This is a genomic window from Bradyrhizobium sp. Pha-3 (assembly GCF_042258325.1).
Lineage (GTDB): Bacteria > Pseudomonadota > Alphaproteobacteria > Rhizobiales > Xanthobacteraceae > Bradyrhizobium > Bradyrhizobium elkanii.
In genome coordinates, this window is sequence record NZ_CP170151.1 from 1963712 (window position 1) to 1977782 (window position 14071).

Consider the following 14071-nt stretch of genomic DNA (forward strand, 5'->3'; position numbering starts at 1 on the left):
GGCCAAATGCCCGATGTGCGGCACGGGCCGCACGGCGCGCCAACCGGACGCAAGACCGATCCGGCGCGCGTGTTCTGGTCAAAGGTCAACGGCCGGCAGGTCGTGAACACGACATTGCGCAAGAAAGCACACGACAATCTGGCGCAAACCGTAGAATGGCAGCGGGGATAGACAAATTGAACCGCGATATGACTCCGGATCAAATCCCTGTCGCCTGTTGCTGTCTCGTTCTACGCCGGGAGTGGCTTGACGATGTTTCTCATGGTGGCGAGGCGAGAGTTGGCGAGAAGCTCCTTGGAGTACGCTGTGCCGAAGTAGTCGAGGACGAAGGTGCCAGAATAGCGTAGATTATCGCACGCGCGGATGAGGCTATCGAGTATTGCGCCGACTTGCCCAATGCGGTCGCGATAGCGCGCGCGAATGACATTAACAGCGTTCATCGAATGAACCGCCTCGTCGGCAATTATCTCTCGCAGCCAATGATGAAACGTGTTGTTCCCAAGAGCGTCGTAAAACGGCTTTTCTGCCGCGTAGGCGCGGCAAGTGCACATTTCGTCAAACGCAATCATAACTAACAAGGAGAATTCGTCCTTCAGGTAATCGGTAATCGGACCAAAATCATGCGATCGAGCGCCCAACCTCTCGCGAAGATGCTTTTCGGATCCGTTCGCGACAAGTTCAATGATCCGGATGAAGCCATTGGTGTGGCGCTCTTCATCAATCACCCAGGCGCTGAGAAATGCTGCAGCTTCATCGGTCGCGATGAGATTTCTGGCGGCAAGTTCTTGTTTCAAATGCCGGGCGTCATATTCCGTGTATAAATCAGGCCACAATTTATCCCAACGTGCGCGTATGGCTGATGGTTCGGCGCTGAACATCGCAGGTGTAAGAGCGCTGAACAATTCGCTTGGATTCCAGTCCCGTCGAACCGGCGTGATCATCCCTGTCCCCTAGCCGCGAGCGCTTAAGCGAACGTTTTTGTCTTTCCGAACCCTGGCAAATATTAGCTGCATACGAAACGGCCGTCGCCTCTCAGTTTTGGTGGGGCAAGTCCGGGTCGTACTGTTCTCGGCCCATCCAAGGTTGCGGTCAATGGCCAGCGAAAGTTCATCGCGGTGAGAAGCAAGCCAAGAAGAAGTGGAATACGCGCGTTTACCAGCCGACTGGTTTCGTCGTACTGATCGACACGCATAGCATCGTCAGTCTACCATCGGCCGGTTGCTCGGACTGCACGACGCCTTTGCCGTCACTATATTCTGGCGCGGAGTTCGAGCGATGGGACATGCACCAAGCAACGGTCTGTGCGAGAATGCGCGCTGAGCAGGCTCGGAGCATTGAAGCGTTGGCAATGCTCCCCGATCCACCTTCGTCGCTGTTTAGTACGAACTGCCATTGCCCTTATTCCTGTCGCACTCTGCCCTGTCCGGTGTGATACTTATTATGTCCAGAGTCCGACGCTGCGGATCAGGGCTGCGGGAGCGCTGTATCAAGTACATGTTTTTCCTGTTCGTGGACGGCAAGCCCTCACGATCGTTTGTGGCACGTCGCTTGCTCGGTCGAGAAGTGACAATAGTGGCCTCACAATCATGAGATGGTGTGTGGGCGCGTCAATTAGTGATCATGGGAGACATGCGGGAGCGCTGCTCAGGCGTCGTCTCGTCCATATACAACCATACAGGAGATGGCGATGACGAAAGAAACCGGGATCAACGATGACATCGGCATTGCAGCCGGCGCATTTCAGGACTTCACGAAGCGAGCCATCGGAGCGCAAAGCGAGTTTGTGAAAAAGTACTCAGAGGCCTATTGGCACTGGCAGGAGCGCATTCAAATCGAAGCGACGCAGTTGACAGAGTTCTTCAAGCATGTCTCCTCGACGTCTTCAGCGCCCGACCAGATCGGCATTCTTCAGGGGTGGATGAAAGGCGCCAAGCAGCGGTTCACGGAGGATGTTGTCTATTCTATCGAAGCCGCGAAAGCTCTCACGAATGTCGGACTGCAGGCTTAATTTGGTCTCTGCCGGCGCAAGGTGGCGGTGTCATATGCAAGGTAAGTAACGGATGAATTGCAATGTTACTACACGTGGCGATACAATTATCGATCGCATCTCTAATTACTTTTGAGGTTTTGCGGCGGCGTATAGTGCGGCCGATTAAGGGGAGCCTAGTTATCGGCAAGCCGGCCACTCAAGCGTCAAGCTTTTGCACGCTATTGTTCGCTGCGCGCCAAGGCGTCATCCATCCGCGGTTGTGACCCGGCATCCTCGGTCTCCGTCTTACTTTCTAGCGCAAGCGACAGTTTGAGATTGTTGTGCAACATCGCATTTGAGGGTTCTCTTTCGAGAGCTTTGCGGTATAGCCCTTGCGCCTCTTGATGGCGGCCCTTCTGATCGAGGACAACGCCCTTGGCGTTCAGTGTGCGCAGATCGCCGGGAGCCGCCAAGAGGACATTATCGAGAACCTCAAGGGCTTGATCGGGCGATTTGCGGGCCAGCAGGACCCGCGCAAGAGAGATCGCCGCATCGACATTGTTTGGTTGTTGCTTCAACGTATCGCGCAGAGTTTGCTCATCAGCATCCCGACCGAGGCTGTATGGAATTCGTTCGCGCACGCCAGGATCGATCGCCTTGGCGTCAGCTAGGTCTGACGAGGGCGTCTGCCGCGATGAAAGGGCCGACCTATCCGGGTTAGCGCAGCCTGCGAGCAGAACAAGAGCGAGCGAGCTTGAGCACAAGGCTGAGCGAAGGAAGCATGCGCGTCGCCAGAGGCTTATCTCATAGGAATTCATAGGCTATCTCACGACGAGCTGCTGTGCTCTGTTAACTTGCGGCTGGAAGCAGCCCGCCACGCTCCGAGGAAGGAACCCTTTCCTTGGTAGCCGGAAGTTTCACGGACCCAATCGGCTGGACTGTGAACTCCGAGGCGAGATCCTGATAAGACAGAACGGGCAGATCGAGCCCGTTGCGGGTGAGAAAGCCGCGTACGAAGCGCCGGATATCCATCGAGCCGAGAATGACGGGCTGGCTTTGGCTTTGTGCGATGGTCGAATGGATCTGACGGAATTGTGAAAGCAGCTTCTCGCTCTGCCAATCGTCCAGAACGAGATATGGTCCGACAGCGGTTTCGCGCACCGAAACGCGCACTATCTCTTCAGTCTCACGCTCGATGATAAAGGCGGCCACAACGCGGTGGGCATTGGCATAGCGAAAGCAGATCTGCCGCTTCAGGGCGGCACGAACATATTCAGTGAGCAGGACGGCGTTCTGCTCGCGTTCACTCCATTCTGCAAGGGCCTCCAGGAGGAGGCGAGTGTTGCGAATGGGTATCCCCTCGTCGAGCAGACGGCGCAGGACCTCTGCGATCCGAGGAATGGTCGCCGTACGAAGCACTTCCTTCACCAGATCGGCGTACTCCTGCTCCATTCGGGCAAGCAGTTGACGTGTCTCTTGAATGCCTACCAGGCGCTGTGCGTAGCGTGTCAATGTGGAATGGAGACGTAAAGCAAGAATTTCGACCGGACGGTGGTGTCCGATCCCGGCGGCTTTGAGCGCAGCTGCATGGCGTTCTTCGATCCATACGCGAGCCGTCTCCGGATCTTGCCGAAATGGGATGCCGCTTAGTTCAATGTTCGCAATATCATCGTTGAGAACGAGTTGCGTCGGATCGATCACATCCCGTTCAACCGGCACGCTATCGACATCTATCCTGAACTGCGACTTGGACAGGTTCTGGTCAATCCGGGCCGGGATACGCGGAACCGTGATTCCAAGGTCTGCCGATACCGACGTGGAAACGCGCGCGATGCTTTGTTCCAACTCGTCTTTGTCGATTGAATGTGTCAGGTTCGGCGCAAGGAATAACGCAATCGGAAGTGCTTCCGCATGAGCGGCTTGCTTCTGTGCCTGTGCCTGTGCTGGAGCCGGTGCCGAAGCAGTGACGTTTGCGCCTGTCTTCGCGGCAGGCTCGTCGCCTTTCGCGCCGACCTTGACATAGCTTGCGGCAGCGAAGAGGACGGCCAAGATGACGAACGGGGGCAAGGGGAAGCCAGGAACGAATCCCATTAACAATAAGACGCAGGCCGCCAGCCGAAGCGCTTGTGTGCTCGCCGTAAGTTGGCTGACAATATCGGCCCCAAGCTTGAGCTTGGAAGGCCCGTTGACCCGTGTGACGATGGTCGCGGCCGTAATCGACAGCAACAGTGCGGGAATCTGTGAAATGAGCGCATCACCTATCGTCAGCAGCGTATAGTGATGCATCGCGGCATCGAGCGACATATCCTTGGAGAGCAGGCCGATGCTGATTCCGCCCAGCATATTGATGCAGATGACGATCAACCCGGCGATCGCGTCGCCTTTCACGAATTTCATGGCGCCATCCATTGCACCATGAAGTTGGCTTTCTTGCTCAAGTGCCGCGCGCCGGCGACGTGCTTCGTGTTGATCGATATGGTTGTTGCGCAGCTCCGCATCGATCGCCATCTGCTTGCCCGGAAGTGCATCGAGCGTGAATCGCGCTGACACCTCTGCGACGCGCTCGGCGCCTTTGGCAAGGACCATGAACTGCACCATGGTCACGATCAGGAATATGACGATTCCGACAGCGATATTCCCCGAAATGACGAAGTCGCCAAAGGTGCGGATGATGCTGCCGGCGTCGCCCTCCGCAAGAATCAGGCGTGTTGTTGCGATGGTCAGCGCCAGACGAAAAACCGTCGAAATCAGAATGACGCCCGGCAGCGACGAAAAATCAAGCGGCGTGCTGAGATAGAGGGCAACCATCAGCAGCAATATGGCAAAGCCGAGGTTGAAGCCGATAAGCATGTCAATCACGATGATCGGGATCGGCATGATCATCATGCCGATCGCCAGAAGCAGCATCAGTGCGACCATGATATCCGGATGGGCCGGTGCGCGGGCGACGAGATTTCGTAGGTGACTGGCCATGCAAAGCCTTATTGTTTGACCGGAGCCGGGTTGCCCCGCAAGGAAACATAGCGCTTGAAGGTGGCCTGCGCCTCGGCCATGCGGCCAGCCTGACGCAGAGCATGGCTGCGCAGCAGCAGCAATGGCAGACGCGACGATGGCTGATCATCAAGCATGTCCAGCCTGTCCAATACCGATAGCGCTTCCTCGCCGAGGCGCTCCGAGATGAGGGCATAGGCGAGGATGCGAAGCAGCTCGACGTCTTGAGAATGTTCGTGAACGACGAGCCGCAAGAGCGCCAGACTGTGTGCGCTCTGCCCGCACGCAAGGTGGACATAGGAAAGCGTGCAGAGCAAATCGCGCTCGGGCCCAGAGATCGGAACTGCCCGATCGGCTTTGGAAACATTCGACGACCGGGTAGGTGTGAAGTGCTGCACTTCGTGCGGATCTGGCATTGCTAGCCTTGGATCAAGCTGTTGTGATTCTGCCGGAGCAGGATTAAACGCCGCAGCTCCAGCCGCAGAAGCGCAGCCCCTTCGCCTGCCACCGAGCCCTCTGGCGCGGCTGACAGCGCATCGGCCAGACGCTCGAGGAGAAGGCCGTGTTGCTCCGGACGTACTACATGCGAATGACGCAGGCGGGGCGTGACGAAGGAGAGCAGGCTATGCGCGAGATTGGGGCCCTTCAGGCAGGCAAGTTCCGAACTCGTTTCGATCTTACCTGCGTGCTCGGTGGCATCGGTGGGATTGATCCGCGAGATTGGATCGATTGACTTGAGTTCGAGCGCGTTATCGATCGTGCTGGCAGCCAACCGCTCCTGCGCTTCGCGCTGTTGGACAACTGACGTGTGACCCTTGCCGTTTCCATGGACCTTGTCGATGCCGACGCTGCTGGCCTGAGGTGTGGCCGGGGCGATAACAGGTGCATGATGCTCGTTGTTAATTCCCTGAAAGGCGATGCCAGGCTCTACGGACCGCTGCGGCAGCCTAGTCATGAAACGTTCCTTCGTTGGCCGCGGGCTAAAACTCTAATAAGACAAAGCAGCAAGCTGGCCATTGCGTGTCAGCAGCACACGTCCGTCCTCGATCTCCTTTACGGTCCATCCATTGCTCAGGAGTGCACCCGCGAAGTACTTTTGACCAGCAATGACCAGATAAGGGGCGCTTCCGCGCCAAACTGCCTGGACGGCAATTGCGGGGGGCGCCTTCTCCTCCTTGATGGCGACCGCACTGACGAGCGTATAAGCACCATTGCTTTGGACATCGAACCGCTGCTGGACTTCCCGCCATTTAGCGAGCGAGGCAGGCGTAATAGTGCCATCGGCGGTCACAACGCCCGGCCCGGAACTGACTTTGATGCCGAGCAGGCCCGCCGCGTCAACTTCCCCTTGCAGCCGTTGAGCCGCTGCGTCGGTGGCCGGAACATCAGGGGTCGCGAGCGCGATTTTGGGGGCAATGTCCGTGGCGGAGGACGAGGTGCTCAGCGCTGCGGCGCTGTCGAACTGGACAAATCTCGTTGAAAGGGTGCCAACTGCGGCAGAGCTGATGAGGACCAAGGCAAGCGGGATAATCGGTACATGCCAGCGCCCGGTAGAGCCGGCTTGCTGAGTGCCTTCGGTCGAGCAGCGAATGGACATCGCGCCCATATGGATGACGGCAGGAAGAGGGACAACAACGGTCTCATTTGGCGAAATAGGGCCGCGACCCTCGATCGCGACGTCCGCGGCAAGGGCCTCGATCTCGATCGAGCTGATATGCCAGCTGACGCGAAGATGGTGCGGTTCGAGGCCTTGCTCGATGAAGACCAAATCAGCATCGAGGCTGCTGCCAATCAAGCAGGAGCCGCTCCCCGCTTTGCCGGTCAACCCGGAATAACACCCCGACAACACTTCGAATAGCGGGGAAGCTGGTTCATTCACGATCGTCTCCTGAATGAAGAACGAGACCGTACGGCAAAGCCGTACGGTCTGTTGCGACTTCACAGATCATGCGGCCGGCAAAAGCGGGAGGATATAATTTCGTCCCGCTTCATCCGTTACTGCACCCGCTCGTCGGCCACTTTCTTGACGGTCGAGAGTTCTGTCGAGACGACGCGAAGTTCTACATCCCTTTCAGCAGCCTTCGTGCTGCTGGCAGTCAGGGCGGCGAGCTGCCTGTTGAATGCCGCTTCTCCCGCAGCTTCAGCTGCGGCGGAACCCGCGGCTGCAGTAGCAGTACCAGCTGCGCCACCCGCCGTCGAGGAATGAGAAGCACCAACCTTATCAGCCATATTGTCTCTCCTGTTTATTTGAAGATTGCCGCGCCTTGCGGCTCCGATTTTCCTGACGCCGCAACATGCGAGGTCAGGAATCCTCCTCTGTCTCGGCCATGGCGTCGTCGAAACGACCCATTGCACTACTTACAAACTGCATAGCGACGGCGCCGAGAGCGACGTTGAACGCTTGCTGCATAGCAGCGGCTTGCGAGTCAGCGTCTGGACCAGACGCGCCGCCATTTAAGGGAGCGCCTGCACCATGCGATTGGCCATGATCATCGTGCTCGCCAGGCGCCCGAGATCCTTTTTTGCCGCCGCCAGTCGCGTGGAGGTCGGAATCAAGGTGCCCAGCGGCGCTAGAGCTGGAAATGCGCATCGGGTTCTCCTACTTCAAAACTTCGTTCGTGCGGAGGGAGCGGTCGCCGTCACGGCTACTATGGAAGCATTAGCTTTCGACAAGCTGACGAGCCTCAGAAATTCTGTGAGCCGATCTCTTTGATGTTGCCTCTGGACAGGCCGCCTCATATTTCGGCAGTGTGTCGGCGTAAGCTGCAGATCACAGGGTTGGTACAAGACCTCGCCTATGTGGCACTTGATCAGGCAAGCCGTTGTTCATCAAAGCGCAGCGTTGACAAGCGGAATGTAAGCGCCGGACGGATAAAACGGGCTTAAGCTTTGACGTGGCCCATCTCGGGACTCGCCCGGCTTTGGACCCCTCGCAGCTCGTTCGGCAGTTTAGGTACCTCGAACCACGCAGCGATTTGTCTAGATCCTGTCCCGGGCTGCTGCGCCAGGATAAAGTTGCTCATGCGAGTCAGCGATGAAGAGCGATCTTCCATTCCCGCTCGGAGCAGGCCCATAAAAATGGATCACTTTCGTGGACAGCGATCAGGAGGCGCTGGAGACAAGGACCTTGAGCGTCACCTCCATTAATGTGCTCTCGATCCGACGACGTAAACCGGTCAGGCACGCCACTCCACCGGTTCCGTCGCGGCGTGAAGGCATCAACAAGTTTACCGTCCGCGATGGGTGGCGCAATCGGCCCGGCGAAATCTTCGCGGTGGCGCACGCGATGTGAGAACGCCCGTCGGGTGCTCGAGTGCAGCCGACAAATGCGCCGGTTTAGCTAGCGACAAGCACGCTCGTCGGTGTAAGCATCGAATATGCTTGCGCGACCTGCGCGGCGGGGACGACCCTACCGCGCAGGCCGCGCAAGCTGGCCTTTCGTTAGCGCCGCTACGACTAGGCGTAGGCACCTGCAGCTTGCGTGCGCTCGGATTCAATCCGTGCCTTGAGGTTATTCAGATAGTCCTCCGCGTAGGACTGGGCCATCGACACCGGCAGATTGATGCCGGCCGTCGCCGCTTCTTGAATTGCCTGCTTCACCAAGCCTTCTCGAATCGCTATCTTGACCTCGGGGCCGGCGATGCAGCCCACGGCCTGCGCCGCAAGACTCAGCCCGGCTTCCTCCAGCGCCTTCTTCATGTTGCCGCCGCTGATCGCGGTGTGCAGAAGATTTGCAGCTTGCGCTTCGGCCTCGATCACCATTGAAGCAAGATCGGCCAGTTCGCCCAGCCCTGGAATGAAGCCGAGTACACCAACGGCCGTCGCTGTCCAGTCGAGTACCTTCGAGCCTACCTTGAGCACGTCATTAATTGCGTGCATGAGGGCGCCACCGTTCTTCTTGGGAGACTTGATGTCGGGCTGATCTGCCGCGCCAATCATCATGTCTGCGGTAGCCTCCTGTTCGGCCGGCGTTTGAGCGGCATGCGTTTTCAATTGCGGAGCGGCGCGGTTCGCACCAGACATGTTGTTGAAGAACTGGTTGAAATCGTTTCTGCTGATGTTTCCGGAATCGACCGTATGGCCGCCGCCGAAGTCGAAAAACTTGTGGTGGGTTTTGTAACCAGTAATCGCGTTGTTCATCAATCCGAACAGCACAGGATCCGAGAGCAGCTGGGAAGCCGCGCTTCGCACCTCAGGGGAAAGTCTCTTGTCGTCCACCATACTCACGAGCTTTTCCCGGGTCAGATCGCCATTTCCAAAGAAAGCGTCCTGGTTCTTGTTGATCGTGTTTAGTGTGCTCAGCTCGGGTCGAGTGAGACTCATCGATGACGAAGCGACCTGCAGGAAGTCCTCCTTGTGGACCTTATCTATCGAGCCGCCGTACAACTGCTTCCATTGATCCGGGTGGTCGAGAAAATATTGAGCCGCGGCGAGGACCTGTGGGGGGCATTTGCCAATGTCGGCGTTGCCGTCCACGATGCGCCTGAAATCCGCAAGGCTCAAGTTCTTGGGCAGGTTATCGGAATAGCGGTAGAGTTCGCGCAAGGCATCGGTCAGTGTCATGACCGATGGCTCACCGTTCCCGGTACCGTCGGATGGCATGTAGTTCTGCTCGTAGATCCGCGCCCGCTGCTCCTGGAACGCGGCAACTTGAGGGTGATGGTCGGAAAAGCCGCTGAGATCGCCCGCTTTGATCTTGCCGCCACAGCGGCCGTCGCCTTGCGAACCGATCGCATAGAAGAGCTCCGGGTCCTGTTGCAGTGCCTCGATCGCCGCCTTTAGATCCGGCGGTGTCGAGGGATCGTTGGCCAAATCTCCCAGAGACTTCCAATCAAGCGGGCATTTGTCCTTGTGGCGGTTCAGCACAGAGACAATCTGCAGTTCCGCATTAGTCAGCGTGCCACCGTTCCAGGTGATCCTTGAGCTTTGTACGGGCGCTTCCGCAATGATTGGGCTGCCGGCAGCACAGGACGGCTGTGGGTCATCCTGATATGCATCCAATGCTGCCCTTATCTCTGGTGGCAGGATACTCCGCGCCTCCTGCGTGAGTTCCTCAGTCAGTTGCTTGGTTGATTCTGTGGAGGCCGTCACTTGCGATGCTGAATGATCGTTGGTCGTGTCTTTCGAGGAGAGGCTGGCCAGCATCGCCTGAAAGCTGGAAAAGTCCTGCGCCGACGAGGGAGGGGCGGGCATTCCGGAGAAAGCCACAGTTGAGTTGGCGGTTGGCGATAGGTCGACTGACATTACACGTCCTCCGATGTAAGTGTGCACCACAAGACGGTCACCGGCGCGGCCCGAGATCGCGACGAACAGGGAGTGTTGATCGGCAGAGTTCAACAGGTCCTACCACTTGCATCCTGTTGCTCAGTGCGCCTTCAGCGCTCAGTTTCGCGACTATCCATGGGAACGCCGCCGTCTAAATATTCGCCCGTATGGTAAAACGGACAACCTTTCGAGAAGCTGACGGCGCTCAGACGATTTCAGGGTGATTGATGAAGTAGTCTTGCCCGCAAGGGACCTGGACGTATTTCAATGCCGGTGCCAGCTTCGCTTAGTTGCGTTCGCCTGGCCTGGTGCCATGTCAGCGAGTTAAAGCTTTACGTCTGCCTATCGGGAGCATTCGTTGATTTGGTCCAACAATCTCGCAAGAGCTCCGGAACACCTTAAGGTGGGCGCTGATTTCGCAGTAGCCACCCCCGCGCCTGCGCCAGAAAAAGTGCTCGCTCTTCTGAGCTGCTGGCTCTTCTGAGCTGCGCATCCAGCATGGTCGGCTCAGATACCGGTCGTCGACCAAGTCCTCGAAAAACTCCATCGTCAGACGCGTTGAGCGGACCCAACTTGCACTGACAAACATCAAAGCTCGGACGCCCGGCCTAAGTCCTTTTGTTCGTCCTTGGCCGCTGCGCTCTTCGACCCTGCATCGAATCCACGTCGCGGGCTCAATACGAGATAACAGTTGGGTCACGCGGTTACGAAGGGCGGACGCAAACTAGCCGCAAGAGCAGGTTTAACGACTTGGGAGACGAATAAGTTTTCTCCTCGCGGTTCGGCCATGTGCGGCACACCCGCGATGGCGAAAGTTGTTGTCCGCGGGTGCCTGCCTGACATCACATTGCAGTTTCTCAGCATGTCGATCTAAGGAATGTGGCGGCTTGGCGAGTGAGGACCAGTGGTGGCGGCACGTCCGCCGTCGAATGATGGCTCGGCGCGTGACGGCGCGGCTCCAAGCTTCGGCCAAATCCGATGCTAGTTAGTTAGATTCGTCCGCTTCATGCGGTCCCGTCAGTTTCTGCTCAAAGCTCCTTGGATTGACCGCGCATGTCTGCTTATTGCCGGTTGAGGCCCGTGTTACTCCTCACAGCGGGAACGTCTCTCATCCTTAAACGTCGAATTTCATCCGTATGACGAGTCTTTTAGAGCAGTTCAAAGGTTCGCATCAAAAAAAATCGCAAGCTGCGATGTAGGATGCCGCTACCTCCTAGCTCGGACAGCTGTTGCTCGAAGCCTGTGGCGTCGTTGCGATACGCGACGGCTTTGCCGTCTCTGAATGCATCAAAGCTGATCGGATTCAAGATCAGTAGTCGGCTTTGCGCCTTGTGCGCGTCGGATACGTAAAGCACCCGCCCATCGTAGTACCATTGAAAATTATAGAGCTTGATCAAGCGGTCGAGAAATTCTCGCGGTGGGAGTTCCGGTAGCCGCCCGCGAATCCGCCCCTTCACCCCAGTACTTACATTGACCCGGATATTCCGATTGTGACCGAATTCCTGTAGTGCGGTCGCGAGGTCCTGATCCAGAACATGTAACTGTAAGGCGTCGATGGCAGCGTCAGCGGCGCGCCGAGCGTCCTGGCGACGTCAGGCAGGTGAAAACAGGAACACATAGCACTTTCTTCAAGATGCAGCCTCCGAGATCGGATGAGTATACCTGCTATTTTCACGACAGGATCGACACCAAAATTCGTCCCAAGTTGGAGGCCGATGCTTCTTCCTAAATGGAAACCTGCCGCGGTCATCGGGTAACGAACGCTCGTCAGCTTTCGGTCAGCTCGCTTCTCTAAGGTGCTGGCCGATTCGCGCTCACGAATGCTGCCAATCTTATCACGCGACAGAAACGGTTCTTCTCATGTTGCCTGCCGTTGCCTCGACCCGCTCTCAACTCGGCCGAATGTATCTCCAGCGGCTGTTCATCGGTGCGGGACCAGTTTCATGAAAATCTTACGCAGGCGGATGCTCTTGTCCGCTTGCCGCTTCTGCTGTCGCATCGGCGGGTGTAAGACCGACCTGTATACCAAAGTGCGGGCGAGTACGAAGGCACTGTCGTCGACTCGCTTGCAAATGAGATGGGAGGAACTGTGTTGCGGATGGATTTTTCGCGTATTAATCGGTCTAAAGCTATATTCCATAATATTTATGCTTCTGATGATCCGAGGGCATATTTCTCGATCCTCGGAGACCTAGATTATATGATTCCGGACGTGGCTGAGCCGGTTGTGCGCCAAATCCTGGCAGCGAAAGCTTCGGCAACCGGCCTTAAGCCCGTCGTGCTCGACGTTGGATGTTCATACGGCATCAACGCAGCAGTGCATCGCTTTCCGCTGACCTTCGGGGGCTTGCGTCACCGCTACGCCCGGCGTGAGATGAGGGCGATCAGTTCTGAAACACTGGTGAGTCTCGATCGCAATTTTTATGCAGCCTGGCCTGATGTCGGGTTGGCGCGCTTTATCGGCCTCGACGTGTCGGTACAGGCGATCAGCTATGCAAAGAGTGTTGGCCTCTTGGAGCAGGGCATCGTCGCTGACCTTGAAAAGGAGGCGCTATCGACGGATAGCGCGCGCATTCTCCGCTCCGTGGATGTTATCATGTCAACCGGATGCATCGGCTACGTTACCGAGAAGACGTTCAGCGAGATTCTCGATGCGACAGAGAAGCAACCATGGATCATCTCCTTTGTGCTACGAATGTTCCCATTTGAATCGTTGGCCGAAGCGTTTGCAAAGCGTGGTCTTGTGACAGAACGTCTTACCGGCGCGACGTTTATCCAGCGTCGCTTTCGCGATGCTGAAGAGTTTGAAAGTTGTTTGGCCAGCTTGGCGGCCCTTGGCGTGGATGCGACCGGCCTCGAATCAGAAGGGCTGTTGCATGCGGATCTGATCTTGTCTCGCCCAGAGGCGGATGCGCGGGCCACGCCTCTGGAAGACGTTGTCACCGTCGCCAGCGGCAGGGGACGGCCGATTGGACCCCGTTACGTTCATGTTGAAAGCAACGAGGGCTTGCACGTTGCGCTGGAGCCCTGACAGTTAAGGACCACTGTGCAGCGCGCGAGTCTCTTCGGCGCTGGATCAAGACGTCGAAAAACAAGGCCATTCTGGTCGAAGGCGCGCCAGGGCCAATGTTGTTCGCCGACGATGGATAACGATTCGTCCAGATGCCATTTGTCGCGGCGAGCGCTGCGATTCAGATCGGAGAGCGCCTTGCCGAATTCCCTCTCTGCTGACGCGCGGTTTCATAGATCGCATCAATGCGACACGTGGGTCAGAATTTCCTCGACTATGCGCAAGCTTAACGGAAACTGAAAGGCAGCCCAAGGCATCTCTGCAGCAAGAAGTGACAGCGGCGATAGAGTGGTCCGGGCGGTCGGTATGTTTTTGCCTTCTAAATCTTGATCTCTCCAATTGACGAATCCCGGCGCGTAGACCTATCTATAGTCAGTCACGGTCTTCCGTTCCCCACATCTTGTAGGGTGGAAGCTAAGAGGGAACCCGGTGCGCCAAAACGGCAACTCCGGGGCTGCCCCCGCAACTGTAAGCGGCGAGCGGTTGTCATCATGGTCACTGGCGCGACACAGCGCCGGGAAGGCCGATGGCCGCAGTGACCCGCGAGCCAGGAGACCTGCCGCGACCGAATGAAAGTCCTCGGGCGGGGTGTCCCGGTGGGTCGCTTGCAGCCGGGGACATTTGCCCGGATTCCTCGCAAGTCGTCCGCGCCGGCCCGCGCCCAACATCGCGGGGTTGCCGATGTCGCCGTCTTACAATTTCGATCAGCAGGGTCATCTCATTGAGCCGCCGCATGTGCAGCCGCGCCCAGCGCAGGCAAGGCCTACCCCGCCTGA

At 57.4% G+C, this 14071-nt stretch carries 13 protein-coding genes and 1 riboswitch; of the genes, 4 read left to right on the plus strand and 9 right to left on the minus strand.

Features of this window, described 5'->3' with window-relative positions; genetic code table 11:
* The first annotated feature begins 6 nt into the window (after positions 1–6).
* Complete coding sequence (locus ACE10X_RS09395) at positions 7–171, plus strand: hypothetical protein (RefSeq protein ID WP_016847912.1); 165 nt, start codon at positions 7–9, stop codon at positions 169–171.
* Positions 172–230: 59 nt separating this feature from the next.
* On the opposite strand, the gene ACE10X_RS09400 is transcribed toward ACE10X_RS09395, so the two are convergent.
* Positions 231–941 carry a hypothetical protein gene (locus ACE10X_RS09400; RefSeq protein WP_240537185.1) on the minus strand — a complete coding sequence of 237 codons (711 nt, stop codon included), beginning with the start codon at positions 939–941 and terminating at the stop codon, positions 231–233.
* Between the two features lie 746 nt (positions 942–1687).
* Here ACE10X_RS09400 and ACE10X_RS09405 point away from each other — a divergent pair.
* A complete protein-coding gene (locus tag ACE10X_RS09405; RefSeq protein ID WP_018269940.1) occupies positions 1688–2008 on the plus strand; it encodes a hypothetical protein in 321 nt (106 codons plus the stop codon).
* A 200-nt stretch (positions 2009–2208) separates the two neighbouring features.
* On the opposite strand, the gene ACE10X_RS09410 is transcribed toward ACE10X_RS09405, so the two are convergent.
* The 6 genes from ACE10X_RS09410 to ACE10X_RS09435 all read right to left on the minus strand — a co-directional run bounded on the left by ACE10X_RS09410 (position 2209) and on the right by ACE10X_RS09435 (position 7189).
* Positions 2209–2610 (minus strand): tetratricopeptide repeat protein, encoded by a 402-nt coding sequence (locus ACE10X_RS09410; RefSeq protein WP_225161263.1) that lies wholly within the window; start codon positions 2608–2610, stop codon positions 2209–2211.
* A gap of 208 nt (positions 2611–2818) precedes the next feature.
* On the minus strand, positions 2819–4942 hold the full coding sequence (gene sctV, locus ACE10X_RS09415; RefSeq protein ID WP_028343136.1) for a type III secretion system export apparatus subunit SctV: 2124 nt from the start codon (positions 4940–4942) through the stop codon (positions 2819–2821).
* An 8-nt stretch (positions 4943–4950) separates the two neighbouring features.
* Positions 4951–5376, minus strand: coding sequence for a hypothetical protein (locus ACE10X_RS09420; protein ID WP_050994308.1), 426 nt, complete (start codon positions 5374–5376; stop codon positions 4951–4953).
* A gap of 2 nt (positions 5377–5378) precedes the next feature.
* On the minus strand, positions 5379–5915 hold the full coding sequence (locus ACE10X_RS09425; RefSeq protein WP_016847917.1) for a hypothetical protein: 537 nt from the start codon (positions 5913–5915) through the stop codon (positions 5379–5381).
* A gap of 33 nt (positions 5916–5948) precedes the next feature.
* Positions 5949–6839, minus strand: coding sequence for a hypothetical protein (locus ACE10X_RS09430; protein ID WP_026192316.1), 891 nt, complete (start codon positions 6837–6839; stop codon positions 5949–5951).
* A 116-nt stretch (positions 6840–6955) separates the two neighbouring features.
* Entirely contained in the window at positions 6956–7189 is a 234-nt protein-coding gene (locus ACE10X_RS09435) for a hypothetical protein (RefSeq protein ID WP_075968406.1), read from the minus strand.
* 862 nt (positions 7190–8051) lie between these two features.
* Here ACE10X_RS09435 and ACE10X_RS09440 point away from each other — a divergent pair.
* Complete coding sequence (locus ACE10X_RS09440) at positions 8052–8252, plus strand: hypothetical protein (RefSeq protein ID WP_155258683.1); 201 nt, start codon at positions 8052–8054, stop codon at positions 8250–8252.
* A gap of 164 nt (positions 8253–8416) precedes the next feature.
* On the opposite strand, the gene ACE10X_RS09445 is transcribed toward ACE10X_RS09440, so the two are convergent.
* Both ACE10X_RS09445 and ACE10X_RS09450 read right to left on the minus strand, forming a co-directional pair.
* Positions 8417–10105, minus strand: a complete 1689-nt coding sequence (locus ACE10X_RS09445; protein ID WP_304500227.1) for an HrpF/NolX family T3SS translocon protein — start codon at positions 10103–10105, stop codon at positions 8417–8419.
* A 1268-nt stretch (positions 10106–11373) separates the two neighbouring features.
* Positions 11374–11622 carry a hypothetical protein gene (locus ACE10X_RS09450; protein ID WP_016847924.1) on the minus strand — a complete coding sequence of 83 codons (249 nt, stop codon included), beginning with the start codon at positions 11620–11622 and terminating at the stop codon, positions 11374–11376.
* Positions 11623–12323: 701 nt separating this feature from the next.
* On the opposite strand from ACE10X_RS09450, the gene ACE10X_RS09455 reads away from it, so the two are divergent.
* The gene (locus tag ACE10X_RS09455; protein WP_026192318.1) at positions 12324–13256 is read left to right on the plus strand and encodes a hypothetical protein; all 933 of its coding nucleotides are present in this window, start codon (positions 12324–12326) and stop codon (positions 13254–13256) included.
* 401 nt (positions 13257–13657) lie between these two features.
* A riboswitch (cobalamin riboswitch) is annotated at positions 13658–13874 on the plus strand.
* The last annotated feature ends 197 nt before the right edge of the window (positions 13875–14071 follow it).

Coding starts and splice junctions, on each gene's coding strand:
- ACE10X_RS09395 (WP_016847912.1), top strand. CDS start 7: ATGCCCGATGTGCGGCACGGGCCGCACGGCGCGCCAACCGGACGCAAG.
- ACE10X_RS09400 (WP_240537185.1), bottom strand. CDS start 941: ATGATCACGCCGGTTCGACGGGACTGGAATCCAAGCGAATTGTTCAGC.
- ACE10X_RS09405 (WP_018269940.1), top strand. CDS start 1,688: ATGACGAAAGAAACCGGGATCAACGATGACATCGGCATTGCAGCCGGC.
- sctV (WP_028343136.1), bottom strand. CDS start 4,942: ATGGCCAGTCACCTACGAAATCTCGTCGCCCGCGCACCGGCCCATCCG.
- ACE10X_RS09420 (WP_050994308.1), bottom strand. CDS start 5,376: ATGCCAGATCCGCACGAAGTGCAGCACTTCACACCTACCCGGTCGTCG.
- ACE10X_RS09425 (WP_016847917.1), bottom strand. CDS start 5,915: ATGACTAGGCTGCCGCAGCGGTCCGTAGAGCCTGGCATCGCCTTTCAG.
- ACE10X_RS09435 (WP_075968406.1), bottom strand. CDS start 7,189: ATGGCTGATAAGGTTGGTGCTTCTCATTCCTCGACGGCGGGTGGCGCA.
- ACE10X_RS09445 (WP_304500227.1), bottom strand. CDS start 10,105: ATGCTGGCCAGCCTCTCCTCGAAAGACACGACCAACGATCATTCAGCA.
- ACE10X_RS09455 (WP_026192318.1), top strand. CDS start 12,324: ATGGATTTTTCGCGTATTAATCGGTCTAAAGCTATATTCCATAATATT.